This window comes from Paenarthrobacter sp. MSM-2-10-13 (genome assembly GCF_011605365.1).
GTDB lineage: Bacteria > Actinomycetota > Actinomycetes > Actinomycetales > Micrococcaceae > Arthrobacter.
Genome location: NZ_JAAOXO010000009.1, coordinates 151,794 through 174,398 on the forward strand (window position 1 = coordinate 151,794; position 22,605 = coordinate 174,398).

The 22,605-nt window shown below is 61.9% G+C and carries 25 protein-coding genes; 18 read left to right on the forward strand and 7 right to left on the reverse strand.

The features are described 5' to 3' along the window. Nucleotides 1-176 precede the first annotated feature (176 nt). Nucleotides 177-881 (forward strand): alpha/beta hydrolase, encoded by a 705-nt coding sequence (locus HAV21_RS16675; protein ID WP_166842512.1) that lies wholly within the window; start codon nucleotides 177-179, stop codon nucleotides 879-881. Here HAV21_RS16675 and HAV21_RS16680 read toward each other — a convergent pair. After that, nucleotides 878-1,303: a hypothetical protein gene (locus tag HAV21_RS16680; RefSeq protein WP_166842513.1), complete on the reverse strand. Its 426-nt coding sequence runs from the start codon at nucleotides 1,301-1,303 to the stop codon at nucleotides 878-880. The genes HAV21_RS16675 and HAV21_RS16680 overlap by 4 nt on opposite strands. A gap of 629 nt (nucleotides 1,304-1,932) precedes the next feature. Here HAV21_RS16680 and HAV21_RS16685 point away from each other — a divergent pair. The 3 genes from HAV21_RS16685 to HAV21_RS16695 all read left to right on the forward strand — a co-directional run bounded on the left by HAV21_RS16685 (nucleotide 1,933) and on the right by HAV21_RS16695 (nucleotide 3,532). Next, a complete protein-coding gene (locus HAV21_RS16685) occupies nucleotides 1,933-2,202 on the forward strand; it encodes a GlsB/YeaQ/YmgE family stress response membrane protein (protein ID WP_142937534.1) in 270 nt (89 codons plus the stop codon). After that, nucleotides 2,195-2,455, forward strand: a complete 261-nt coding sequence (locus tag HAV21_RS16690) for a hypothetical protein (protein WP_142937533.1) — start codon at nucleotides 2,195-2,197, stop codon at nucleotides 2,453-2,455. Before HAV21_RS16685 ends, HAV21_RS16690 begins: the two co-directional genes overlap by 8 nt. A 144-nt stretch (nucleotides 2,456-2,599) precedes the next feature. Continuing rightward, the gene (locus HAV21_RS16695) at nucleotides 2,600-3,532 is read left to right on the forward strand and encodes a helix-turn-helix domain-containing protein (RefSeq protein ID WP_347877667.1); all 933 of its coding nucleotides are present in this window, start codon (nucleotides 2,600-2,602) and stop codon (nucleotides 3,530-3,532) included. Here HAV21_RS16695 and HAV21_RS16700 read toward each other — a convergent pair. From HAV21_RS16700 to HAV21_RS16715, 4 genes are all read right to left on the reverse strand, one after another. Next, nucleotides 3,491-4,426, reverse strand: coding sequence for an SDR family oxidoreductase (locus HAV21_RS16700; RefSeq protein ID WP_166842514.1), 936 nt, complete (start codon nucleotides 4,424-4,426; stop codon nucleotides 3,491-3,493). The two genes, HAV21_RS16695 and HAV21_RS16700, sit on opposite strands and share 42 nt — an antisense overlap. An 80-nt stretch (nucleotides 4,427-4,506) precedes the next feature. Continuing rightward, nucleotides 4,507-5,310: a DUF1206 domain-containing protein gene (locus HAV21_RS16705; RefSeq protein ID WP_166842515.1), complete on the reverse strand. Its 804-nt coding sequence runs from the start codon at nucleotides 5,308-5,310 to the stop codon at nucleotides 4,507-4,509. 119 nt (nucleotides 5,311-5,429) lie between these two features. Beyond that, entirely contained in the window at nucleotides 5,430-5,633 is a 204-nt protein-coding gene (locus tag HAV21_RS16710) for a hypothetical protein (RefSeq protein WP_166842516.1), read from the reverse strand. A gap of 185 nt (nucleotides 5,634-5,818) precedes the next feature. After that, nucleotides 5,819-6,112 (reverse strand): hypothetical protein, encoded by a 294-nt coding sequence (locus HAV21_RS16715; RefSeq protein WP_142937529.1) that lies wholly within the window; start codon nucleotides 6,110-6,112, stop codon nucleotides 5,819-5,821. Nucleotides 6,113-6,300: 188 nt separating this feature from the next. Between HAV21_RS16715 and HAV21_RS16720 the strand changes: the two genes are divergently transcribed. The 9 genes from HAV21_RS16720 (at nucleotide 6,301) to HAV21_RS16760 (ending at nucleotide 10,509) form a co-directional block, all read left to right on the forward strand. Beyond that, nucleotides 6,301-6,783 (forward strand): Asp23/Gls24 family envelope stress response protein, encoded by a 483-nt coding sequence (locus HAV21_RS16720; RefSeq protein ID WP_142937528.1) that lies wholly within the window; start codon nucleotides 6,301-6,303, stop codon nucleotides 6,781-6,783. Further along, nucleotides 6,780-6,971 (forward strand): DUF2273 domain-containing protein, encoded by a 192-nt coding sequence (locus HAV21_RS16725; RefSeq protein WP_142937527.1) that lies wholly within the window; start codon nucleotides 6,780-6,782, stop codon nucleotides 6,969-6,971. Before HAV21_RS16720 ends, HAV21_RS16725 begins: the two co-directional genes overlap by 4 nt. A 20-nt stretch (nucleotides 6,972-6,991) precedes the next feature. Next, the gene (locus HAV21_RS16730; protein ID WP_166842517.1) at nucleotides 6,992-7,357 is read left to right on the forward strand and encodes a hypothetical protein; all 366 of its coding nucleotides are present in this window, start codon (nucleotides 6,992-6,994) and stop codon (nucleotides 7,355-7,357) included. Beyond that, nucleotides 7,354-7,935 carry a hypothetical protein gene (locus HAV21_RS16735; protein WP_166842518.1) on the forward strand — a complete coding sequence of 194 codons (582 nt, stop codon included), beginning with the start codon at nucleotides 7,354-7,356 and terminating at the stop codon, nucleotides 7,933-7,935. Before HAV21_RS16730 ends, HAV21_RS16735 begins: the two co-directional genes overlap by 4 nt. Then, on the forward strand, nucleotides 7,932-8,537 hold the full coding sequence (locus tag HAV21_RS16740) for a hypothetical protein (RefSeq protein ID WP_142937524.1): 606 nt from the start codon (nucleotides 7,932-7,934) through the stop codon (nucleotides 8,535-8,537). Before HAV21_RS16735 ends, HAV21_RS16740 begins: the two co-directional genes overlap by 4 nt. A gap of 72 nt (nucleotides 8,538-8,609) precedes the next feature. Beyond that, nucleotides 8,610-8,840: a CsbD family protein gene (locus HAV21_RS16745; RefSeq protein ID WP_142937523.1), complete on the forward strand. Its 231-nt coding sequence runs from the start codon at nucleotides 8,610-8,612 to the stop codon at nucleotides 8,838-8,840. A gap of 87 nt (nucleotides 8,841-8,927) precedes the next feature. Then, a complete protein-coding gene (locus HAV21_RS16750; protein WP_142937522.1) occupies nucleotides 8,928-9,530 on the forward strand; it encodes an RNA polymerase sigma factor in 603 nt (200 codons plus the stop codon). Further along, nucleotides 9,527-10,162 (forward strand): Asp23/Gls24 family envelope stress response protein, encoded by a 636-nt coding sequence (locus HAV21_RS16755; protein ID WP_142937521.1) that lies wholly within the window; start codon nucleotides 9,527-9,529, stop codon nucleotides 10,160-10,162. The genes HAV21_RS16750 and HAV21_RS16755 overlap by 4 nt, the downstream gene beginning before the upstream one ends. Further along, the gene (locus tag HAV21_RS16760) at nucleotides 10,159-10,509 is read left to right on the forward strand and encodes a hypothetical protein (RefSeq protein ID WP_142937520.1); all 351 of its coding nucleotides are present in this window, start codon (nucleotides 10,159-10,161) and stop codon (nucleotides 10,507-10,509) included. The genes HAV21_RS16755 and HAV21_RS16760 overlap by 4 nt, the downstream gene beginning before the upstream one ends. Nucleotides 10,510-10,532: 23 nt before the next feature. Here HAV21_RS16760 and HAV21_RS16765 read toward each other — a convergent pair whose 3' ends face one another. After that, a complete protein-coding gene (locus HAV21_RS16765) occupies nucleotides 10,533-13,370 on the reverse strand; it encodes a glycoside hydrolase family 3 C-terminal domain-containing protein (protein WP_347877668.1) in 2,838 nt (945 codons plus the stop codon). Nucleotides 13,371-13,556: 186 nt separating this feature from the next. On the opposite strand from HAV21_RS16765, the gene HAV21_RS16770 reads away from it, so the two are divergent. From HAV21_RS16770 to HAV21_RS16780, 3 genes are read left to right on the forward strand one after another with little or no spacing between them, the layout of a single operon-like run. After that, nucleotides 13,557-15,263 carry an extracellular solute-binding protein gene (locus HAV21_RS16770; protein ID WP_166842519.1) on the forward strand — a complete coding sequence of 569 codons (1,707 nt, stop codon included), beginning with the start codon at nucleotides 13,557-13,559 and terminating at the stop codon, nucleotides 15,261-15,263. An 11-nt stretch (nucleotides 15,264-15,274) separates the two neighbouring features. Next, nucleotides 15,275-16,345, forward strand: coding sequence for an ABC transporter permease subunit (locus tag HAV21_RS16775; protein ID WP_166842520.1), 1,071 nt, complete (start codon nucleotides 15,275-15,277; stop codon nucleotides 16,343-16,345). Then, nucleotides 16,342-17,265, forward strand: coding sequence for a carbohydrate ABC transporter permease (locus tag HAV21_RS16780; protein ID WP_166842521.1), 924 nt, complete (start codon nucleotides 16,342-16,344; stop codon nucleotides 17,263-17,265). The genes HAV21_RS16775 and HAV21_RS16780 overlap by 4 nt, the downstream gene beginning before the upstream one ends. Before the next feature lie 7 nt (nucleotides 17,266-17,272). Here HAV21_RS16780 and HAV21_RS16785 read toward each other — a convergent pair whose 3' ends face one another. Further along, nucleotides 17,273-18,298, reverse strand: a complete 1,026-nt coding sequence (locus tag HAV21_RS16785; protein ID WP_142937518.1) for a LacI family DNA-binding transcriptional regulator — start codon at nucleotides 18,296-18,298, stop codon at nucleotides 17,273-17,275. Between the two features lie 25 nt (nucleotides 18,299-18,323). Here HAV21_RS16785 and HAV21_RS16790 point away from each other — a divergent pair, with 25 nt between their 5' ends. Both HAV21_RS16790 and yicI read left to right on the forward strand, forming a co-directional pair. After that, the gene (locus tag HAV21_RS16790) at nucleotides 18,324-20,396 is read left to right on the forward strand and encodes a beta-galactosidase (RefSeq protein WP_166842522.1); all 2,073 of its coding nucleotides are present in this window, start codon (nucleotides 18,324-18,326) and stop codon (nucleotides 20,394-20,396) included. Nucleotides 20,397-20,402: 6 nt separating this feature from the next. Beyond that, the gene (gene yicI / locus HAV21_RS16795) at nucleotides 20,403-22,580 is read left to right on the forward strand and encodes an alpha-xylosidase (protein ID WP_166842523.1); all 2,178 of its coding nucleotides are present in this window, start codon (nucleotides 20,403-20,405) and stop codon (nucleotides 22,578-22,580) included. Nucleotides 22,581-22,605: the final 25 nt, after the last annotated feature.

A 22,605-nucleotide genomic window follows, 5' to 3' on the forward strand; every position in this document is an offset into this window, starting at 1 on the left:
TATACGAATTACTATGACGGCGAACGTGACCTTCGTCAACCCCCCGTACGCACCCAACCGAGTAGCAGCAGAGCGCGTTTTCAGCGCTCACAACGCGCTCTGCTGCGACCTGGTTGGGTGAGGGTGGGTTTGGGGGAAGCCTACAAACTGTCGGTGGGCTCCCGTAGGGTACCGGCATGGACATCATCCTTGTACCCGGATTCTGGTTGGACGCATCGTCGTGGGAGGAGGTGACGCCGCCCCTGGAAGCAGCTGGCCACACGGTTCATCCGCTGACGCTGCCAGGGCTGGAGTCGGTGGATGCCTCACGCGCGGGCATCGGCCTCCGCACGCACATTGACTCCGTGGTGGCGAAGGTGGACTCTCTGGACGGCAAAGTCATCCTTGTGGGCCATTCTGGTGGAGGCGCCATCATCCACGGCGTGGCAGACACCCGCCCGGACCGGGTGGCCCACGCCATTTACGTTGACAGCGGACCGCTCGGTGAGGGCGGAGTCATCAATGATGAACTGCCCGACGACGGCGACGACCTCCCGCTGCCGCCTTGGGAACTGTTCGAAGACGAAGACCTGATTGACCTGACTGACGAGCTTAAGGAAGCGTTCCGTGCGCGGGCCATACCGGAGCCCAAAGGCGTTGCCTTTGACCAGCAACACCTGAGCGATGTCCGGCGCTACGACGTTCCGGCCACCATCATTGCCTGCCAGTTCCCGTCCTCTCTCCTCAAGGAGTGGATGGATGCCGGGCACCCCTTCACCGCGGAACTCGCCAGGATCCATGACGTCGAGTACATCGACCTCCCCACGGGACACTGGCCGCAATTCACCAAACCCAAGGAACTGGGCGAGGCGATCCTGACTGTGGTGGAACGCGTCAGCTAAGGCTTGGGCGGCGTGTTAGTGGCCGGCCCTTCCGGTGCAGCGCCGCCCTCGCCGGTCCAGTCGCTTCCTGTGGTGTCATCAAGGGCGGGATCAGAGACGACATCCGACTTAATGGTGGGAACGGTGGGCGTGCTGCTGGAAGAGGAGTCCGTGTGCTGGCCCGACTTGGGGGAAGTGATGCCCGGGAACATGGTCTCGGCCTTTTCCATCAACTTCTTGCCGGCCTCATACAGGTTGTCCAGAATGTCCGGAACCGACTCTTGGACCGCTTCCGTAGCTTGATGGACGTTCTCTTGCACGTCCGGGTTCTTCCAGACCTTCTCCGTGCCTCCGCGGATCCGCCGGTACACCTCCGGCCAGGACTTCGATCCCCACACGTAGCCGACAGCCACGCCAACTGCGAACAATGCTTTGCCTTTCACAGCGATCACTCCTTTCGAGGTGTTTGTATATCGACATTAGCCCCGCGCGCCGCACCCTGTCACCTGCACTTTGACGGCGGGACGGCTTATTTGATGGCGGGGTGACTTAACTGTGACCGCCAAAATAGAGCATTAAATTCAACTGCTTTGCCAACCATTGGAATTCCACAGAACTAACGGGATGACAACCCCATGGATGAAAACCCTGAGGACCGGGGCTGCGGGCCGAGGGCCGGAGGAGCATTCGGACGCAAACCCGAAGCCGTCGCGCGAGAAAGTTCAGCGCACTGCCAAGGGGTTCATGGACTCCCATAAGGGCCACTGGAGCACGAATCCCCGGTGTTTGGAGGCCGCAAGCAAGGGCGCGCTAATAGTCAGGTTACTTGCTACTAGTCCCGGGAGCAGCTAGCGTTGCTGATGTAGCACCCAGTCCGACCCCATCGGCACGGGTACTTTGTTCGCTGTAATTCATAATTTCATCGGGGTTGCGCAGTTCGTTCCACTCCCCACATTCCATAGGGCCTTCAGGGCCCGCATTTGGTGCCTACATTTTGGAACAGGGCACCCGATGAACTGAACCTCTTCATAATGTTCATGGGATCTCCATCAACAAGAAAGTAGGAACAAAAATGGGTTTCTTTGGTTTTCTTCTGCTCGGTCTTTTGGCCGGCGCTATCGCTAAGCTTATTCTTCCCGGCCGTCAGGGTGGCGGCTGGCTCATCACTCTCGTGTTGGGCGTCGTCGGCGCACTCCTGGGTGGTTGGATCGGCAGCCTCATCTTCGGCACCGGGCTGCAGGAATTCTTCTCCCTCACCACCTGGCTCCTGGCCATCGGCGGCTCCATCATCGTGCTGCTGATCTACGGCCTGGTCACCGGCCGCAAGGCACACCATGGCTAACAGCCAGAACCACGACGCCAATGGCGATGAACTCGACGGCCAGTATGTCGAGGGCGATTACGGCGACGCAGGCGCGTCACCGGAAACGCTGAAGGAGGACGCCGGCGGTGATTACACCGAGGGCGACTACGCCGAGAAGACGGTCCCATCCGCGGACGCAGAGCTCGACGAGCACAACACGGAAGACACCCCAAAGGACCGGCCCTTCTCATCCGAACCGGATGAAGAAGCGTCAGGCTCCAGTCGGCCGTAACATCTGAATACAGTCAAGAGCCCGGAGAACTGCAGCTGCAGTCTCCGGGCTCTTGCGTTGCCCGGGACCTGATATTTTCGGGCACGGATTGTTGGGCGCTCGGCCTGGACACGCGGGTAGCGTCGAAGGAAAGGATGGAGGCAGGTGCAAGAGGGAGACGGGGTGCCGGACATGATGCACGGCTGGAACCGGGCAATAGGGCTGATCGAGCAGGACTTGACCACGGACATCGAAGTACGGTTTTTGGCCAAAGCCGCTTTGACGTCCGAGTATCACTTCAGACGGATGTTTTCCTCCCTGGCAGGCATGCCGGTTTCTGAGTACATCCGTAGGCGGCGCCTCACCGCAGCCACGGCGGAGATCCTGGAGGGCCTTACGGTCCTGGACGTGTCCGTTCGCTACGGATACGGATCGGCAGAAGCATTCGCCCGTGCCTTCAAGGCCATGCACGGACTGAGCCCCTCCGAGGCACGGCTTCCGGGCGCAGTTCTCCATTCCCAGCCTCAACTGAGGTTCCACCTCCGAGTCGAAGGGAACACCGACATGAAACACCGCATAGAAGACAAAGAAGCTTTCCGCCTTATTGGCCTCAAAGCCCGCGTACCGCTGGTCTACGAAGGACCCAACAACGCCATCATCGAATTCCAGCGCGGCGTGGATCCTTCTGTCACCAAGCGTTTGCTGGAGCTTGCTGATATGGATCCGGCCGGACCTGTGTCCGTAACGGACAACCTCGAAGAACAGCGCACCGAGGGCAGCGAACTGGACTACTGGCACGCGGTGGCCTCTACCCAAGCGGCTCCGGAAGGTTTCGAGTCCCTTGAAGTCCCGGCAGGCTTATGGGTGGTCTTTGAAGCTGAGGGAAAGTTCCCGGAAGTCCTGCAGGGCATGTGGGCAGACGCCGCAACGGGAATGGTTTCCTGCCAACCCTTACAGGTGGGCACCGGGACCCGAAATGCTCAGCGTCCAAGTGGGGCCCGGGGGCACGCACGGCCGCGGCCAGTTGTGGATCCCCGTGGAAAGGGAAGAAGCGGGTTAAAGCCCCTTGCCACCCGTGACGGGAAGGACCGCCCCTGAGATGTAGGATCCTTCGTCGGATGCCAGCAGCACGTAGGCCGGTGCCAGCTCGGCCGGCTGGCCTGCCCGGCCCAGGGGCGTGTCCTGCCCGAACGTGGGCAGTTTGTCCGGCCATTCGGTAGCTGGGATCAGCGGAGTCCAGATGGGGCCCGGCGCCACAGCATTGACGCGGATACCCTTGGGTCCCAGTTCCTCGGCCATGGCCTTGGTGAAGGCTACTTGTGCTGCCTTGGTCATGGCGTAATCGACCAACTGTGCGGAGGGGTTGAAGGCCTGTATCGAGGCCGTGACAATGATGGAGGCACCTGGGCGAAGATGCGGAATGGCTGCCTGTGCCGTCCAGATGAGGGAATACAGATTGGTCTTGAAGACGCGGTCGAACTCCTCGGTGGGGATAGTCTCCAGCCCTTCGCGGTTCTTCTGGTACGCCGCGTTCAACACCAGTACATTGAGCCCGCCAAGCTCCTGCACCGTACGTTCCACGATCTGCGCCGCGAAGCCTTCATCCCGTGCGTCGCCGGGCAGCAGCAGGACCTGCGAGCCGCACTCACGGATCCATTCCGCCGTCGACTGCGCGTCTTCTTCTTCCTCCGGCAGGTAGCTGATAGCCACGTTGGCACCTTCACGGGCGTACGCGATGGCGACTGCCGCGCCGATGCCCGAGTCACCGCCGGTGATGAGCGCGATCTTGCCTTGGAGACGCCCATGCCCCACGTAACTTTTCTCGCCGTGATCTGGTTGCGGATCCAACGGTTTGGTAAGTCCGGGCTGTTTCTGTTCCTGCTGGGGGAACTTGCCCGAGTGGTACCCGCGGCGGGGGTCCGATGGCGCGGAGGAGAGGCGGTTCCCGTCGGTTAGCGGCTTATCAGCCTGGTTCGGATCACCTTGCGTCATGGTTCTGCCCCTTTTCAGATTGCACTACACGGTTCCTGTGCCCTGTACCCAGCCTCCCAAGCTCCTAAACCCGGATAGCCCTAGGTCCGCAGCGTCCTCGCTTTGACCATGAGAAACAGACCGTAAGCAATGAGCCCCAGAGCCACGGCAGCCAACAGATAAGGCCCGTAGGGCTGCTCCTTCAGGGCTTTCAGGCCGCCGTCAAGCCCGGTTGATTGTTCGGGCTGGGCGCGGGCCGCGGCAATAACCACCAGCAGGCCAACCAGGAACAAAGCGATTCCTTTTGCGATGTAGCCCACCACGCCAACCCAGAGTTGGAACTTATGCACCGTCTGCTTGGACGACAGCGAAAGGTCTTTGGTGAACTTCTTCCGGAAGCCCCTGACCACAAACACGATGCCGGTAATGGCGATACCTGCACCAAGGGCAATGAGCAGGAATACCCCGAACGGCGCCTGCATGAGAGTCGCGGTGAGGTCGCTGCTGGACTCCCTGCTGTTCCGGCCTTGCCCCAGCACGAAGGACACGATGGTGGCAGCCAAGGCGGCGAATACCAAGGCCTGGCCAAGGGCAGAGAGCCTCTTGGTCAGCTTGTTGTCCGAGACGTTCCGATAACCAAGGATGGCGTTTCCCAATTGCCACAGAGCAAGCGCCGCACAGGCCGCGAAGCAGGCCCAGAGCAGGACGGGTCCGGCTGGCTTGTTGGCCAGCTCGGTCACTGCCCCGCTGACGTCGGCCTCGCCGCTGCGGCCCACCGCGAGCTGGATTGCGATGACGCCAATGAGGACGTGCAGCAGGCCGCTCACGGCGTATCCCGCGCGGGCAACGGCTGCGAAAGTCTGCGAATTAGCGGCTTCCTCGGCCACGTCGGCGGCCTTTCTCATCTCATCCTTGATGACAAGCCTCCTTGTTGAGTGGACTGGATTCCATGGTCCCTTAAACGACGTCGGGCAGGGTACCTTCCAAGGGAAAGGTCCCTGCCCGAATCACAAACCGTGGTGTCCTAGAACCCAACAACCGACTGCGGCCAGATGCTCCGGAGACCCGCGCCAAGGGGATTGAACTGCTCACGGATGGTCACCACCGCACGGGCCTGACCAGCGGCGTCCGCGGCATGGCCAGCGGTGTCGGCCGTGCCCGCAAGTGCTTCGGACTTCGTGTGAGCCGAGCCGGCAGTTACGGACTTGGCGGAGATCTGGTCAGTCATTTCGGTGGTCCTTCCTGGAAGTTCCCGTCAGCTAATTGGCTGATGTTTCAACCATCGGACGGGGTCCTCAAGAAGGACGCCGGGTCATCTCAAGATTCGCTCAAGATTTCGCACCAGCGCACCAGCGGGACTGCATGAGGAGACTCAAGGCATATCCAGCATCTTCCGGGCACAGGGCCGCAGGGCTACTCCTCCAGGCGCTCGTTCAGCAACTGCTCTATATCGGCAAAACCAAGTCCCGCCGCGATGGCAAGATCCGGAAGGCCCGCACCGGCCGCTGCGGCGGCACGCATTGCCGTAGCCAGGCAATCCCGCGCCTCGTCCATCTCCCATTGAAGACCCTCAACCCGCGCGGAGGCCGTCCACACTTCGTCCAGCAGGCTGGTCCTCACTGAGGGACTGGAGGTGGCACTTGGCGCCCCGGAGGTCACCGTAGGGAGAGCCTCGCCCTGTTCTTCACTCACAAGTACTGCAGTCATTAGAGCCCTCCCGCGTAAGAATGTGTCTCGACAAACTAGTTATATGGGAATCTAACTAAATAAGCGAGTGATGACCTTCGGACATGTGATGCACATCACATAAATCAACCGTGAGGAATGCCCCAGTCGTCACGTCCTATTCATGACGGCGCAACAAGCACCGCATCAAACCGAAAGGAGTGATCGTCTTGACGATCCAAACGCACACCCCCGCAGACGTTCCCGCCAAGAACTCCCAGGCGACCCCGGCACCCGTGCTGGACACCCCCAACAAGGGTAAAGACGGCCGCGGAGCCACCACCGTCGCCGACGGCGTAGTAGCAAAAATTGCGGGCATCGCCATCCAGGAAATTCCCGGCGTACACGCCCTTGGCGGTGGAGCAGCCAGGGCAATCGGCAATCTCCGCGAGAAGGTGGGCCAGAAGGACCTCACCCAAGGCGTCAGCGTAGAAGTGGGGCAGACCCAGGTGGCTGTGGACGTGACCCTGGTGGTCGAATACCCCCATCCGCTTCAGGAAGTCGCAGACAACGCACGCGACGCTGTCTACACCGCGATCGAAGACCTGGTGGGCATGGAAGTCACGGAAGTCAACGTCACCATCACTGACATCCACGTGCCGTCCGACGACGCAGACGTAGAGGACTCCGAGCGTGAACCGAGGGTGTCATGAACCCCACTATCGCAGGCGTAGCCATCGGCGCCATCCTGGCCGTGGCGGGGCTCGCCTTCGGGTTCTGGGGCCTGCTGCTCACGGCACTGTTCATGGGAATCGGAGCAGTGCTGGGCCGCGCAGCCGAAGGAAAGCTTGACCTTCGCGGGGTGCTGGACGCCTTGCGGGGCAAGCGCTCATCCACATGAACGGGACAAGATCCGCCACCATGAGTCCCCCCACGAGGCGGCCTGACGGCAAGGAAACACGGGGCCATAACCGGATCACCCATCACGCGATCCGGCAAACCGTGGAAGCAGTCACCGCCCGGGCCTTCCGCGTCGGCAAAGACAACGTCACCGCTGCTTTGGAGGACGACGCCGGCAAACTCGGCGTCAGCGTCTCCATCAAGTTGAGGCTCGAGCCACTTTTGGAACCGCGGAACAGTAGCGGCACCATCTTCGAACGGGCTCAGCAGGCCCGCGCTGAGATCACGTCCCGGGGTACCGAACTCACCGGACTGGAGATCGGACGGGTGGACATCCGCCTTACCGGCGGGAAACAGGAAGTGTCCAAGGAAAGGAGAGTGACATGAGCAAGGATCCACACATCCGGCGCCTGGTTCGCCGGGAAACGCACTCTTCCCGCGCCGTGCCCTCCATCCTGACGGCTTCTGTCCTGCTGGCAGCCTCGCTCTGGCTGAGCCTCGAATCCGTGCTGTGGTTACTCAAGGATCAACCCCTGCTCGTCAGCCCGGCCCAGATGCTGCGGTGGCTGGAGGAACTTCCGGGAAAGACTGTCCCGGCGGGCATGATCGCGGCCGGCATCGGCGTGGCATTGCTCGGGCTGCTCGTCCTGGGACTCGGGGTGGGGAGGGGCCGCCGGCGCCGCCGTTCCCTGGAAAGCGACCGCGCAGCAGTAGTGGTGGACGACGACGTCATCGCAGCAGCCGTCTCCGGACGGGTTCGGCTCGCCGCCGGCCTTGCACCGGGCCAGGCGACCACCACCGTGGGCGGACGCTCAGTGCGAGTCCAAGTGCGTCCGACGTCGGGCCAACCGCTCGCGGTGGACAGGGTACGGGAAGCGGTCGACGGCGAACTGGCCGCCTACGGATTGGACCGCCGGATGACATCCGGCGTCCGGGTTCTGACGGAAGGAGCGGTGGGGCAATGAGAAATACACATCGGGGCCTCAACCGGATTTTGCTGACCCTCGTGGGGATCCTGTTGCTGGGTATTGGTGCCGCACTCATCGCGACAGGTACCCTCCCATCGGCGGCGGACATCTGGACCACCACGGCATCCTCAGTGCGGGACCAGGCCCGGAGCCTTGCCGGGACGGCACCTCTACCCGAACCGGTTCGGAGTTGGTGGCTGGTGCTGGGAGTTGCCCTGCCCTTGGTGGGCGCAGTCCTCAGCGTCGCTTGGCTGGCGAGCCAAGGCGGAGGCAAAACACCCCGCTTGGCCGAGCAATCCGACGGTACCGCCGGACGAACTGTTGTTGACGCCGGGCTGGTCTCCACCGCTATCCGGGAAGCCCTCAACGGGAACAAGGATGTGCTCTCAACCTCCGTCTCCGCTTGGGAATCACGCCGTGGCACCGCGCTCCACATCCGCCTGGAGGCCCGCAAAGGGGCATCTCCCAGGGAGCTCACGCACACGGTGGAACACCTCCTCCGGAGCACCGACTCCTGGCTGGGACATCCATTGCCCGCGCTGGTCCGGATCACCAGCGGCCCACGCACACAGATTTCCGGAACCCGTCGCGCGCGGTGACCGTCTCTCAGAATTTCCACTAAAACACGCGCGACTCAGCAGAGACCGTGCACAACAAGAAAAGGGAACACCATGGGAATCAACGACAAGATCAACAACGCAGCCACCGAGCACCTCGGTGCAGCCAAGGAAGGCGCCGGAAAGCTCACCGGCGATCAGTCGCTGGAGCGCGAGGGGCAGCACGATCAGGCACAAGCCAAGATCCAGCAGGCAGGCGAAAAGGTCAAAGACGCTGCAGCCGATATCACCGAGAACATCAAGGATGCGGCGCAGAAGCTCAAAGAAGGTTTCTCCAAAAAGTAGCTTCCGGCCCGGGACGGTTCTGCTGGCCAGCGGGACCGTCCCGCCACTGAGCATCATCAGGACCACCGAGACCTTGGACGACCATGGATGGGGAAGGCAGAAAACGTGACTGGTTCACCCGCAGCGCAGCACCAATTGGATCTGGTGCCCGATGCTCTGCTGGCCGGCCGGGCCGCAGACGGTGACACCGCAGCCTTCGAGGCACTGGCGCGGCGCCACGGCCCGTTGATGCGGGCCACGGCCCGGCGATTGACCGGCTCACAAGCCGACGCCGACGACGTCGTGCAGGAAACACTCGTCCAAGCCTGGAAGCAACTGGACAACCTTCGCGACCCCGCAGCAGTCAAGGGATGGTTGCTCAGGATTGTCGGCAGCCGCAGCATCGACCACCTCCGGAGACGCCGCAATCATGCAGGCCTCGACGCCGTGGAGAACCAGGTGGAGCACGACGCCAAGCCGCAGGCAGCGGACCCCGAGCACAGCGCAGTTATCACCTCCCGCGTGGAGGCCCTAAAAGCGGCGCTCGCAAAGCTTCCCGAGGAACAACGGCGATGTTGGGTTCTTAAGGAATTCAATGACCAGAGCTACGAGGAGATCGCACTGACGTTGAATATCAGCCAAGCCAGTGTCCGCGGCCGCTTGGCCCGGGCACGGATCACCCTTGCGCGCATGATGGAGGAATGGCGATGAACACCCCCGAAGACTCCTTGGACTGCGGGCACAGCCTTGCCGAACTAAGCACTTATCTGGACACCGGAGAGATTGCAGATCCCGCCCATCTCCACTCATGCCCTGAATGCCAAGCTGGCCTGGCATCGTTGCGCCGGCTATCCCAACTGGGCAGCGAACTGCTGACGTCGGATCTGGCCGATGCAGGCTCGGGCCATGACGACTGGATGCAGTCCATCCTGGACAACCTCCGGCTGGAGCTGCGTCCAGGCAGGAGCATTCCCCTGCAGGCCGGGAACCCGAAGGACACCCTTTGGGAAACCGAGGGTTCAATCTCAGCACTCATCCGATCCGTGGCTGACGCCCTGCCTGGCACGGCCGCCGGCAAGTGCCGGTTGCATGGCGACGTCACCACACCAGGAGCCGGAATTACCGTGGACGTGGAGATAGCCGTGGTGTACGGACACCCCCTGGATGAACGTGCCGAAGAGCTGCGCCGTGAGTTGGCGCAGACGCTCGCCTTCCAAACGGAGCTAAACATCGAGACCATCAACATCACCGTGAGGGACGTTCTGGAACCGCCTTCCGCCGCAGACCAGGTTCCCTCTCCACCCACCAGCCCCGCACCCACCACTCGGGAGGATCAGCCATGACGGAACATCTGGAACCCGGGAGCATCCAATCCGCAGGTGCTTCACCCGCAGTGGCGGAGGAACTGCTCGGTGTCATCCAAGGAGTGGAGGGAGTTTCTGCCGTATATCCGGCCCAGCCCTTATGGCAGTCGATAGCGGGTGCGGCCATGGCTGCCGTGACCGGGGAGATTCTTCCCTTGGTCTCCGTCACCGGCGATGGAGACGCGCTCGCAGTCAAGGCCCGGATTGGCGTAGGCACCCTTCGCCCCGCACCCAGCGTGGCCCGCGAAGTAGCCGGCGCGGTCCGCACGCACCTGCTCCCCCGGGATGCCGCCGTCGAGGTATACGTGGTCAAGGTAGGACCCTGACCGCCTTCTCATCCACCCGGCGCTTAGGTTACCTGTAACTGCTGGACGGTTATGGCCCCTTTGAGTACCAGCCGAAGCGTCCCGCTCGCGGTCCAAGCCGGGAGAACGGAGGGGTCGACGTCGATTCCAACCTCGCCGCTGTAACCCTCCTTCAGTTGGCACTGGCCAAGATCGAGCCAGGTGTCGGCTGGCCCGGAGGTCTGCAGCATGATGCTGCAGTCACCAAAGCCCTTCCCTGTCCTGGCGGACAAGACCTCACAGTTGACTGCAGTTATTGGCAGGCCGTCCCACTTGCGGTAAACCGCCCATGCAGGTTCGAAGGGATCTGCTGGAGTGATCGCTGTACCCGAGAGGGGCTGAGAGGGCACCAGGTCAATGTTTGATTTCGTGTCGTAAAGCCGCGCCGGCACCCACGTCCCTGCTATCCGCCGGGAACGCTGTCCGCGATCCGGGACCTGAATGGCCACGCTCACTGGCAGCCTCTGGGCGGAAGAGCCCACCAGGATCCGGTACTCCCCGGGTTCCACCACCATGGCCTCCGCGACGGTACTGAACGTGGCCAACCGTTCCACAGGGATGCGCAGGGTGGCCGTTATGCGAGCGCCTGGAGCCAGTTCAACCCGCCGGTGGGCAACTAAAAGCCGCCGCGGAAAGTGGTCCTGATGGGTGGGAGCTGAGGCGTAGGCCTGCACCAACTCGTGGGCCACCCGATCTCCCTGGTTGGTGAGGGTGACGTCCACGCCGATGGTTTTGCTGGCAGGGTCGCTGCTGACAACGGCATTCGTGTACTGGACATCTCCATAGCTGAGGCCATGACCCAGCGGATAGAGCGGCTCCGCACGCGTGTACAGGTACGTGGATTCGGATCCGATGATGTCGTAGTCAAGAATGTCCGGCAGGTCCCGGTCCCGGGCGAACCACGTTTGCGGGAGGCGTCCCGTGGGTTCGGCGTCTCCGCTGAGCACGTCCACCACCCCCGGACCCAGTTCCTGGCCCCCGTGCGATGTCCAGGCGATAGCGGGGAGATCGGCCAAATCACCCAGTGCATAGGGATGAGAGGAGACAACAAGCAGGATGGTTTTGGGATTCGCATCCTGCACGATCCTGACGAGTTCCTGCTCGGACTGCGGCAGGTCCAAGGATTCCCGATCCTGGGTTTCCCTCCCGCCAAGGTGGGGATCGTTGCCTACTACTACCACTGCCACATCTGATGAAGCGGCCGCAGCATGCGCTGCATGGTGCCCGGATTTGATGGTTCTGACCACAAAGCGATCAGCGGCGGCTTCCACCCCGGAGGCCAGCACCAAACTCCCTGTCCCTGACTCGACGCGCACCCATTGGGAGGAGGCAACGTGCTGGATGGCAACGGTTCCGTCGTGGGAATGCACCAGGCGGAAGGTTTCCTGCACCACCCACCCTCCGATTCGATCCGCCGAAGCCCTGAGGTAGTTGTCGGTGCCGGCTGCGACAAAACGCCCGGTCAAACTTGACTGAAGACTGAACTCGCCGCTCCCCCAGTCCTTCAGCGTGAAGTGTTCCCCAACAGCTGGTGAGGTTGTGTCCGCGACCAGGACGCCGCCGTCGTCGTCGGTGGTTTCCGACGGCGACGGCAGCCCCAGGTAGGCGCCTGTACGGACGCTTCGCAGGGCGATAACGTCCAGGCCGTCCTCCGCTGTGACGTCCTGGTACCGCCGGGAAAGAGCCTCTGCAATGCCGCACTCGTTCTGCAAGGTGCCGCTGTACCAGTCACTCAGGACGCGCTGGCCCAAAGTTCCAATGACGGCAATGGACCCAGGGTTGTTCCCCAGCGGGAGCAGGTGGGGACCCGGCTGATTACGCAGCAAGACCAAGGACTTCCCGGCAGCTTCGCGGGCCAGAGCCACGGTCGCAGCCGCATCGCTCTCCCCTGCGCTGGTCGAAGAGCCGTGATGGTCGTCGAATTCTCCCGTCCTGGCGCGGAGCGTGAGGAGCCTGAGCACGCTTCGGTCAAGGTCATCCACCGTCAGCAGGCCCCGTTCCAAGGCGTCCTCAAGGTAAGACACTGACGGGCCCGGGTTGTCGCCGTCGTCAGTGAAGTTATCCACCCCTGCCTTGAGCGCGGCAGCGTAGGCGGACGCGCCGTCGGAAAAGTACTTCTCGGCGCGGAAGAGTGCGGAGGGCGCACCGGCGTCACTCACCACAACCACCGAGCCGCCGTTGGTCCATGTCCGCAGATGCTTGTTGACCAGGTCCGAGACGTGGGCCGGGCGTCCGTTGACCAGGTTATAGGAGAGCATTACCGCTCCAGCTACGCCGTCCTCAATGGGTTGCCGATACGCCGGCAACTCGTATTCGTGCAGGACCCTGTCGCTGAGGTTGCTGGAGGTGAGGCTGCGATCGTGCTCGTTGTTATAGCCAAGGAAATGCTTCAAGGTGGGCACCGTCAACCAGGTCCCGGCATCGGCTCCTTTGAGTCCTGCGCAAAAGGCGCTGGCAAACTGGGCAGTCAGGTGCGGGTCCTCGGAAAAGCCTTCCTCGTTCCTCCCCCATAGCGGGTGTCGCAGCGGGTTGACCACGGGGGCCCACACGTTGAGGCTGACGCTGGGGTCCATTTCCTTTTTTGCCTTGACCTCGCGTCCTATGGCTTCGCCCACCCGGGTGATGAGGTCCTCGTCCCATGTTGCGGCCAACCCTACGGGCTGTGGGAAGACGGTTGCCGGTCCAAGCCACGCCACACCATGGGCAGCTTCGGTGCCTGTCCTGAAAGGTGCCAGGGCAAGCTCGGGAACCGCGGGGGCATGCTGATGGAGCATGGCGATCTTTTGCTCCAGCGTCAGGAGGCGGAGCAGGTGTTGCGCTGCCTGGACATGGCTTTTAGTCACGAAGAGTGTCCTGTCATTGACTGTTGAATCGCTTCTACGAATGGGCGTCGAACTTCAGTGTTCCATCAGCTCACTGTGATGTGCAACACCCAAACCATTGCGTCAAAGTCAGCGAATAGCCTAGGGTGGACGCAATCGAAGCGTTTCGACAGTTCTTGCAATGAATTCATCACAAAGGAGTGTTTCATGCTTGGTTCCAACACGCCGCCGTTTAAGACTTTCCGGGAAAAACGCTCGGAAGCACCACCTCGCGGAACGGGGGCAATCAACGTCAACCGCCGGTCCTTCCTGGGCGTCCTTGGCGGTGCGGTATTTCTGGCAGCTGCACCGTCAGCCCTCACAGCCTGCAGCCCGGGAGCGTCCGCACCCCTTGCCACAACTTCCGGTGGTCTGGCCGAGGCAGTTGCCAAACTGGTCCCGAGCTACATTCCGCTGGATCTGGTGAAGCCGGACATTCCCTCAGTCAAGGGATCCACCCCCGGATTTACCACGCTCCCGGCCACCCTGGTTAAGTCCGTGAAGGACACGCCCGGCAAGGGAGGCACCTATACAGCCATGACACCTGCATGGTGGGCAATCCCGCCGTCCCTGCCGGAGAACAGCTACTACAAAGCCGTGAATGCCGAGCTCGGAACCACCATCAACTTCCAGGTCAACGACGGCAATAGTTATGCAGACAAGATTCAAACCGTCCTCGCCTCGCCCAAGGACGTCCCGGATTGGGTAGTCATACCCTCCTGGAACCTGCCGCCGCGATTCGGTCAGGCGGCCAAGGGCATCTTCACCGACCTGTCAGAGTTCCTGGCCGGGGACAAAGTGAAGAAATACCCCAGCCTTGCCAACATCCCCACTGCCTCGTGGAAACTGGGCTGCTTCGATGGCGGCCTCTACGGACTTCCCTACCCCGGCGCCCTGATCTCCGATGCCATCTTCTACCGGGCAGACATCTTCGAGCAGCTGGGAGTGGAACCGCCAAAGTCTGCCGACGACTACCTCAAGGTGGCCAAGCAGCTGACGGATCCAGCCAAGAACCGCTGGGGTTCGGAGGACGTGTGGAACGGCGCCCAGATCATTCACGGAGTGGTTCCCAAATGGAAGCAAGTGGACGGAAAGCTCCAGAACAAATTCGAAACGGACGAATACCGCGCTGCGTTGGAGTGGACTGCCAAGCTCTTCGCGGACGGTTCGGTGCACCCGGACGCCGTGGCCGGCAACGCCCAGCAATCCAAGCAGCGCTTCGAGTCCGGCGCATCGCTCATGGCATCGGACGGCGTAGGTGGCTGGCACGAAGCACTGGCCCGGGTCCTGCCCTCCAACCCGGGTTTCAAAATGCTCCCCATGGACTACTTCGCACCCGACGGCGGGGCGCCCACCCTGTTCCGTGCCCAGCCGGCAGCAATCTTCAGCTTCATCAAGAAAACCGATGACCCCGCCAAGGTGGAGGAGCTGCTCGCATTGGCCAACTTCATTGCTGCCCCCTTTGGAACACAGGAAAACCGGCTGATCACCAGCGGCGTGGAAGGCGTGCACTACACCAAGGACTCCCAGGGCATCCCCAAAATGACTGAAAAGGGAAGCCAGGAAGTTACCAGTACTTACGCCTTCCTTGTGGCGGGCCCGATCGTCAATTCCATGGTCCAGTACCCGGGACTCGTAGAAGCCCAGTCCGGATGGGAGGCCCGCCAGGCACCCCATGTGACGGAGGATGCTTTCTTCGGTATGCAGATTGAGGAACCCACCAAGTTCGCCTCATTGGGTAAGCCCTTCAACGACCTCGCCAAAGACATCGTCCGGGGCCGCAAGAGCATTAAGGACCTGGACAGCGAAGTGGCCTCCTGGCGGAGCAAGGGTGGAGACGAACTGCGCGACTTCTACGCCGGCTTCCTGGCCTAGGACGGCACTCCATGACTATCGAAACCGAAAAACCCTCGCCCTCAGCGGGAGGCGATAAAACGGCAGCCCACAGCAGCGGGTCAGCCAGGGAACCCCAGACCGGCAAGAAATCACAGACCGACAAGAAATCACGGGCCGGAAAGCGCCTCCAGGAGCAGGTGTCCGGACGACCCCGGGCCGGCAGGCTGGCCCGATTCAAGCGCGACCGGTCCTTGGTGTTCATGGCCTTGCCCGCGGTCCTCCTATTGGCCGTATTCGCCTACCTCCCCATGCTCGGTAACGTGGTGGCGTTCCAGGATTACTCCCCCTTCATAGGCTTCGCCGACAGCCCATGGGTTGGCCTGGATAACTTCTCCAGGGTCTTTGGCGATCCCGATTTCTGGATGGCCGTCAAAAACACCCTGGTCATCACTGCCTTTCAGCTGGTCTTCTTCTTTCCCATTCCCATCGCTCTGGCCATTCTGCTGAATTCGCTGATCAACCCCAGGCTGCGCGCAGCCATCCAGGCCGTGGTGTACCTGCCACACTTCTTCTCGTGGGTTTTGGTGGTCTCGGTATTCCAGCAAATCTTCGGCGGCGCCGGCCTGTTGAACCAGTCCCTGCGCGCCAACGGCTGGGAGGCCGTTGACGTCATGACCAACCCGGATACCTTTCTCTTCCTGATCACCTCCCAAGCCATCTGGAAGGACGCCGGGTGGGGCATCATCGTGTTCCTCGCTGCGCTGAGCGCCATTGATCCCGCCCAATACGAGGCGGCTGCAGTGGACGGCGCCGGCCCGTGGAAGCGCATGTGGCACGTCACCCTGCCGGGGCTCCGAAGCGTGATCGTCCTGCTGTTGATCCTGAGGCTGGGAGATTCCCTGTCCGTGGGCTTTGAGCAGCTCATCCTTCAACGGGACGCCGTAGGTGCCGAAGCAGCGGAGGTACTGGACACGTTCGTCTACTACACCGGCGTGCAGAACGGCGATTGGAGTTATGCAGCCGCGGCCGGCCTCATCAAAGGCGTTATCAGCCTGGCCCTGATCCTTGCGGCAAACAAAGTCGCCCACATATTTGGCGAGAGCGGTGTGTATTCAAAATGAGCATCCTGGTCAGAAATACCAGAAAACCGGACAGCACCTCCCAACGCGCAGCCTGGGAGGAGGAACCCGGCGTAGTGGCGAAGGCCGGGAAGTTCCTGATCCTCGGCGCTGTGGTCCTGGCCGTGCTGGGGCCCCTGTACACCATTGTGCTGACCAGCGTTTCTTCCCAGGCCACCATCACGCAAGCCGGTGGTTTGGTGTTGATCCCGGGGGAAATCACCTTTGCCGCGTATCAACAGATCCTCAGCGGCGGGGTGGTCACCAGGGCCGTCCTGGTCAGTGTGGGCGTCACAGCGACGGGAACGGCATTGAGCATGGTGGTTTCGGTGCTGTGCGCCTATGGGTTGTCGCGTCCGGGCTCGTTCGCACACACACCCATCCTGTTCACGCTGCTGATCACCATGTTCTTCAGCGCGGGAATCATTCCGGCCTATCTGCTGGTGTCCAGCCTGGGCCTGATCAACACATACTGGGCGCTGATCCTGCCCAGCTGTATCTCCGTTTTCAACATCATCATCCTCCGCGGGTTCTTCATGGGCATTGACCGCGGCATCCTGGACAGCGCGCGCATGGACGGCGCCAGCGACTGGCGGACGCTCACGCAGATTGTGCTGCCCATGTCCAAAGCTGTCACCGCCGTCATTGCCCTCTTCTATGGGGTTGGCTATTGGAACGCTTTCTTCAACGCCGTCCTCTACATCAACGACAGCGCCATGAATCCGCTCCAGGTGGTGCTGCGTTCCTACGTCCTTCAGGGCGTGACGGTGCCTGGGCAGATCGACGTGGGACAGGGCGCAGCTGCTTCGCCGGCACTTCAAATGGCCGTCATTGTGCTGGCCATGGTGCCGATCCTGCTTGTTTATCCGTTTGTTCAGAAGCACTTCACCAAGGGCGTCATGATCGGTGCGGTCAAGGGATGACTGGGGTTCAGGGAGCTTCGGCCGTTGTCTCGCCCGGCGTCAAGGATGGCGCAATAAGCCTCAGTTCTGCGGGCTTGTCACGGCTCAGCCGATCCATCACCATTTCCACTGCGGACCGCCCAATGTCCATGGCCGGAATGGATACGGCGGTCCACGGGCGGGCTGCCGCTTTGGCTACATCTGCCGGCGCAATGACAACCACTGAGATGTCCTTGGGAATGGCCAGGCCCCGGAGTGAAAGCTCTTCCCGGAGCATGGGAAGCAGGGCCTCGTTGTGCACCACCAGCGCAGTGGCCGGATGTTTTCCGGTGAAGATGGCGTCCAGGGACTCTGCCAGCTGCGGGGAATCCGCCTCACATGCCACGGCCCGGCCGGTGGCGCCAAAACTGTTTGCGGCGTCGGTGAACCCCTGCAAGGCGCGGTCTGCATACGTGGCGTGGCGTTTCAGGGAGGCAGGCGGTGAGCCGATGAACGCGATGCTTCGGTGCCCCAGGTCCCAGAGATGGCGGACCGCCAGCCGGGATGCGCCCGAGAAATCGAAGTCCACACAGCTCAGCCCCCGCGGCTCGTCCGGCATGCCGATCAGGACCGCTGGCTTCTGCAAACGGGCCAGGACGGGAATACGGGGATCGCGGGCTTCGATGTCCATCATCAACAACCCGTCCACCATCGATTGCGAAGTGACTCGTTCGATGCTTCCGGGGTCGTCCTGCGTCAACAGCAGGACATCCTGGTTGAAGGTCCGGGCAGTGGTTACCACGGCGGTCACGAACTGCATCACCACGCCAACGTTCACGTCCGGCCGGAGCGGAACCACCAACCCCAAAACGTTGGACCGGCTTGAGGCCAAGGCCCGGGCGCTGGACCGGGGACTGTAATTCAACCGCGCCATGGCGGCCTCAACGACGTCGCGTGTTTCTTTCGAAATAGTCCGCTTACCACTCATCACATAAGACACCGTGCTGGTGGATACCCCGGCCTCCCGGGCGACATCGGTGATGGTCGCACTTGTTGAAGCCCTTCGATTATCCATAGCCACCATTTAACCAAGGAAAACAATGCAACTCCGTAGCCACGGCCTGAAAAACGTGACTGATGGGACCGGCCTGCTCTTCGGCGCGGACTACAACCCCGAACAATGGCCGGAAGAGACCTGGCCGGAAGACATAGCCCTCATGAAGCGGGCAGGCATCAACATAGTGACCGTTGGGGTGTTCAGCTGGGCCCGGCTCCAGCCCGAAGAAGGGCAGTGGAACTTCGGCTGGCTGGACCGTCTCCTGGACTTGCTGGCTGACAACGGAATCCGTGTTTGCCTGGCAACACCCACCGCTTCCCCGCCCCCATGGCTGGGCCACCAACACCCTGATTCGCTCCCCACCGCCGCGGACGGCACCACGCTCTGGTACGGCTCCAGGAACCAGTTTTCGCCGTCATCCTCCGCATACCGTGCAGCGGCGTTGGCCGTCACCTCCCGGCTCGCCGCGCGCTATGCGGCCCACCCAGCCGTCGCCATGTGGCATGTAGGCAACGAGCTGGGTCAAATCAGTTACGACGACGAAACGGCCGTGGCGTTCAGGTCATGGCTGCTGCGCCGCTACGGATCCCTCGACGCCGTCAACTCGGCGTGGGGGACGGCTTTCTGGAGTCAGGGCTACGGCAGTTGGGAAGAGATCCTTCCGCCGCGTGCCGCGCCGTACATGCATAATCCCACCCAGGTCCTCGACTTCCACCGGTTCACCTCAGAGGCTCTCCTCGAGTTGTTCGTGGCGGAACGTGATGTGATCCGAAACCATGCCGAGCAGCCGGTCACCACCAACCTGATGGGCTTCTTCCGGGGTGCTGACTACTTTCGTTTTGCGCAGGAAGCAGACTTCATTGGCAACAACCACTACGTTGATCCGGCAGAGCCGCAATCTTGGGAAACCGCAGCGCTCACCCACGATCTTTGCCGGGGCCTGGCCGGGGGTGCGCCGTGGATGCTGATGGAGTCGGCAACCTCGGCGGTCAGTTGGCGCGGTCACAACGTGCCCAAGGACCCGGGCGCCCTCCGCGTGGACTCACTGGCAGCTGTCGCACGGGGCTCCGATGCCGTGTGCTACTTCCAATTCCGCCAGTCCGCCTTCGGAGCCGAACGCTTCCACTCCGCCATGGTTCCCCTTGCGGGAGCAGACACCAGGGTGTTCCACGAAGTTTGTACCCTGGGTTCAGACATTCAAGAGCTTCGCCTTCTGGCAGGCACCCCTGCTCACGCCCGGATTGCAGTCTTGTTCGACTGGGACAGTTGGTGGGCTTCGGAATCACCGGACCGCCCCAGCAACCGGCTGGGTGTCATGGACCAGATGCTCGCGTATTACCGGCCCCTGCTCCGGCGCGGGCACTGCGTGGAAGTCGTCCACCCCTCAAGCCGCCTGGGACGTTACGATCTGGTGCTGGCACCGAGCCTGTTCCTGCTGACCGAAAAGGACGCTGAAGCACTGGACGCGTGGGTACGCGCGGGGGGCACCGCCGTCGTAGGTCCCTTTAGTGGAGTGGCCAATGCCAACGGCCATCTTCGGAACGGCCGCCACCCGGCAGTGCTCGCGGACCTGCTGGGAGTGACAGGGGAAGAGTGGCGCCCGTTAGCCAGCCCGGTGCGCCTGGCATTCGGCCAGGGCGTCGCGATGGACGCAGAGGCGCTCAGCTGGTCCGAGGACCTCCGCATCCACTCAGGCAGCGCCTCACCCGTGGCGTCCTTCGCCGCCGGCCCATTGTCCGGCCAGCCGGCGGTGGTGCGTAACAACCACGGCAAGGGGTGGAGCTGGTATGCCGGAGCCGACCTGCCCGAGGACGCCGTGGATGTGGTGGTCGAGGGCGCGCTACGGGATGCAGGAATCGCCTCTGTGGTGGCCGGGAAACTGCCGGCCGACGTCGAACTCGTCCAGCGCGGCGACTACCTTTTCCTGCTCAACCATGGGGACGGGAGCCGCCACATAGAACTCAACCAGCACATGAGAGCCAACGGACCCTCCATAGACATGCTCACAGGCACCAGCCACGAGGCGGAACTGACGCTTCCTCCCTACGGAGTCCTGGTCCTGAAATGCGGCCCGACTACCCAAAACCCGCACTCGCCACAAAAGAACGGAAACTGAGTCACCATGAAATTCACTGACGGATATTGGCTCTACCGCAAGGGCTTTTCCGCCCTGCGCCCGCAAGACGTCTCTGATGTGGTGGTCAATGAAGATGCCTTGACGGTTTACGCCCCTACCAAGCGCATCGCCACCCGCGGGGACGCGTTGAACCTTCCCCAGATCACCGTCACTTTCGACGCCCCGATGCCCGACGTGATCGGGGTGACCATTGAGCATTTCCAAGGCGGTTTGGACAAGGGGCCCAGGTTCGAGGTCAAGCACGACGGCGCCGCACCAACCTTCCGGGTCGATGAAGACTCCGCGCACATCACCTCGGGAGGCCTCACGGCCACAATCAACACCCGTGGGGACTGGGGCGTCGATTTCTTCGGCGACGGCCGCTTACTGACCAGTTCCACGCCCAGAAGTGTAGGGGTCATTACGGACGATCAGGGGCGGACCTTCGTCCATGAGCAACTCAGTCTGGGTGTTGGGACCAACATTTATGGATTGGGCGAGCGCTTCGGCGCCTTCGTCAAGAACGGTCAATCCGTGGATATCTGGAATGAGGATGGCGGAACGTCCAGCGATCTTGCCTACAAGAACGTCCCATTCTTCATGACCAATGACGGCTATGGCGTGTTCGTGAACCACCCGGAGTTGGTTTCGTTCGAAGTTGGCTCGGAGGTGGTCTCCAGGACCCAGTTCAGCGTGGAGGGCCAGAGGCTGCACTACTACATCATCCATGGGCCCTCCCCCAAGGACATCATCCGCCGGTACACCGAACTGACGGGCCGGCCGTCCCGAATCCCGGCATGGTCCTACGGTTTGTGGCTGTCCACGTCATTCACCACGGACTATGACGAGAAAACAGTGACCTCGTTCATTGACGGAATGGCGCAGCGGAAACTTCCGTTATCGGTGTTCCACTTTGACTGCCATTGGATGCGTTCCTTCCATTGGAGCGACTTCATCTGGGATCCGGCCACGTTCCCTGACCCTGAGGGAATGCTTCAACGCCTGCATGATCGTGGACTCAAGGTCTGTGTGTGGATCAACCCCTACATCGCCCAACGTTCACATCTCTTCCGTGAGGGTGCCGATCTGGGCTACCTGGTGAGGCGTCCGGATGGTTCGGTGTGGCAGTGGGACATGTGGCAGGCGGGCATGGGTCTTGTGGACTTCACCAACGCCGATGCGGTGCGCTGGTATCAGGACAAGCTGCGGGTGCTGCTGGACCAGGGGGTTGACTCCTTCAAAACGGACTTCGGCGAGCGCATTCCCACCGATGTTGCCTGGCACGACGGCTCTGATCCGCAGAAGATGCACAACTACTACTCCCAGCTGTACAACCGCGCGGTCTTTGATCTGCTGAAGAAAGAACTGGGCGAAGGTGAAGCCGTAGTGTTCGCCCGTTCCGCAACTGCCGGCGGCCAGACCATGCCGGTGCACTGGGGCGGAGATTGCGAATCTACGTTTGCGGCCATGGCAGAGTCGTTGCGCGGCGGCCTTTCCCTTGCGGCCTCCGGATTTTCGTTCTGGAGCCACGACATTGGAGGCTTCGAGGGGACGCCTGAACCGGAAATCTTCAAACGCTGGATCGCTTTCGGACTCCTTTCCTCCCATTCGCGACTCCATGGCTCCAATTCCTACCGCGTTCCCTGGCTGGTGGACGAGGAGTCCGTGGAGGTTCTCCGACACTTCACCGAGCAGAAAATGCGTCTGATGCCCTATTTGCAGATGGCGGCAGAAGAAGCATATTCGCAAGGCATTCCGCTGATGCGCCCCATGTTCCTGGAGTTCCCGGAGGACCCCGGCTGCGCACCTTTGGACCGGCAGTACATGCTGGGGCCGGATCTCCTGGTTGCTCCGGTCATGAATCCGGGCGGCGAGGTTTCCTTCTATCTTCCCGAGGGCACATGGACGCATCTTCAGACGGGAGAAACCCTGAACGGTCCGCGCTGGCATCACAAGGCGTACACCGTGATGGACGCGGCGGTGTGGGTACGGGAGGCCGCTGTCATTCCGATCGGCACGGTATCCAACCGACCCGACTACGACTGGGGCCAAGACGTGGAATTCCACGCCTTCGCGGCCCCCGACGGTCTTGAGCGCAGAGTGCGGGTGCCTTCGCCGGATGGAAGCAGCAGGGTTTTCACGGTGCGTGTTCAAGACGGAAAAGTCACGGCAACGCTCCTCTGACGGTCAGCTTGCACCGCTTTGATTC

What these genes read in the sequence shown, in the direction of transcription:
- HAV21_RS16755 (WP_142937521.1), top strand. Translation starts at nt 9,527, where the DNA reads ATGAACACCCCCGAAGACTCCTTGGACTGCGGGCACAGCCTTGCCGAA.
- HAV21_RS16780 (WP_166842521.1), top strand. Translation starts at nt 16,342, where the DNA reads ATGAGCATCCTGGTCAGAAATACCAGAAAACCGGACAGCACCTCCCAA.
- HAV21_RS16750 (WP_142937522.1), top strand. Translation starts at nt 8,928, where the DNA reads ATGGGGAAGGCAGAAAACGTGACTGGTTCACCCGCAGCGCAGCACCAA.
- HAV21_RS16675 (WP_166842512.1), top strand. Translation starts at nt 177, where the DNA reads ATGGACATCATCCTTGTACCCGGATTCTGGTTGGACGCATCGTCGTGG.
- HAV21_RS16725 (WP_142937527.1), top strand. Translation starts at nt 6,780, where the DNA reads ATGAACCCCACTATCGCAGGCGTAGCCATCGGCGCCATCCTGGCCGTG.
- HAV21_RS16770 (WP_166842519.1), top strand. Translation starts at nt 13,557, where the DNA reads ATGCTTGGTTCCAACACGCCGCCGTTTAAGACTTTCCGGGAAAAACGC.
- HAV21_RS16790 (WP_166842522.1), top strand. Translation starts at nt 18,324, where the DNA reads ATGCAACTCCGTAGCCACGGCCTGAAAAACGTGACTGATGGGACCGGC.
- HAV21_RS16715 (WP_142937529.1), bottom strand. Translation starts at nt 6,112, where the DNA reads ATGACTGCAGTACTTGTGAGTGAAGAACAGGGCGAGGCTCTCCCTACG.
- HAV21_RS16740 (WP_142937524.1), top strand. Translation starts at nt 7,932, where the DNA reads ATGAGAAATACACATCGGGGCCTCAACCGGATTTTGCTGACCCTCGTG.
- HAV21_RS16710 (WP_166842516.1), bottom strand. Translation starts at nt 5,633, where the DNA reads ATGACTGACCAGATCTCCGCCAAGTCCGTAACTGCCGGCTCGGCTCAC.
- HAV21_RS16785 (WP_142937518.1), bottom strand. Translation starts at nt 18,298, where the DNA reads ATGGATAATCGAAGGGCTTCAACAAGTGCGACCATCACCGATGTCGCC.
- HAV21_RS16705 (WP_166842515.1), bottom strand. Translation starts at nt 5,310, where the DNA reads ATGAGAAAGGCCGCCGACGTGGCCGAGGAAGCCGCTAATTCGCAGACT.
- HAV21_RS16700 (WP_166842514.1), bottom strand. Translation starts at nt 4,426, where the DNA reads ATGACGCAAGGTGATCCGAACCAGGCTGATAAGCCGCTAACCGACGGG.
- HAV21_RS16775 (WP_166842520.1), top strand. Translation starts at nt 15,275, where the DNA reads ATGACTATCGAAACCGAAAAACCCTCGCCCTCAGCGGGAGGCGATAAA.
- HAV21_RS16690 (WP_142937533.1), top strand. Translation starts at nt 2,195, where the DNA reads ATGGCTAACAGCCAGAACCACGACGCCAATGGCGATGAACTCGACGGC.
- HAV21_RS16685 (WP_142937534.1), top strand. Translation starts at nt 1,933, where the DNA reads ATGGGTTTCTTTGGTTTTCTTCTGCTCGGTCTTTTGGCCGGCGCTATC.
- HAV21_RS16735 (WP_166842518.1), top strand. Translation starts at nt 7,354, where the DNA reads ATGAGCAAGGATCCACACATCCGGCGCCTGGTTCGCCGGGAAACGCAC.
- HAV21_RS16730 (WP_166842517.1), top strand. Translation starts at nt 6,992, where the DNA reads ATGAGTCCCCCCACGAGGCGGCCTGACGGCAAGGAAACACGGGGCCAT.
- HAV21_RS16760 (WP_142937520.1), top strand. Translation starts at nt 10,159, where the DNA reads ATGACGGAACATCTGGAACCCGGGAGCATCCAATCCGCAGGTGCTTCA.
- HAV21_RS16745 (WP_142937523.1), top strand. Translation starts at nt 8,610, where the DNA reads ATGGGAATCAACGACAAGATCAACAACGCAGCCACCGAGCACCTCGGT.
- yicI (WP_166842523.1), top strand. Translation starts at nt 20,403, where the DNA reads ATGAAATTCACTGACGGATATTGGCTCTACCGCAAGGGCTTTTCCGCC.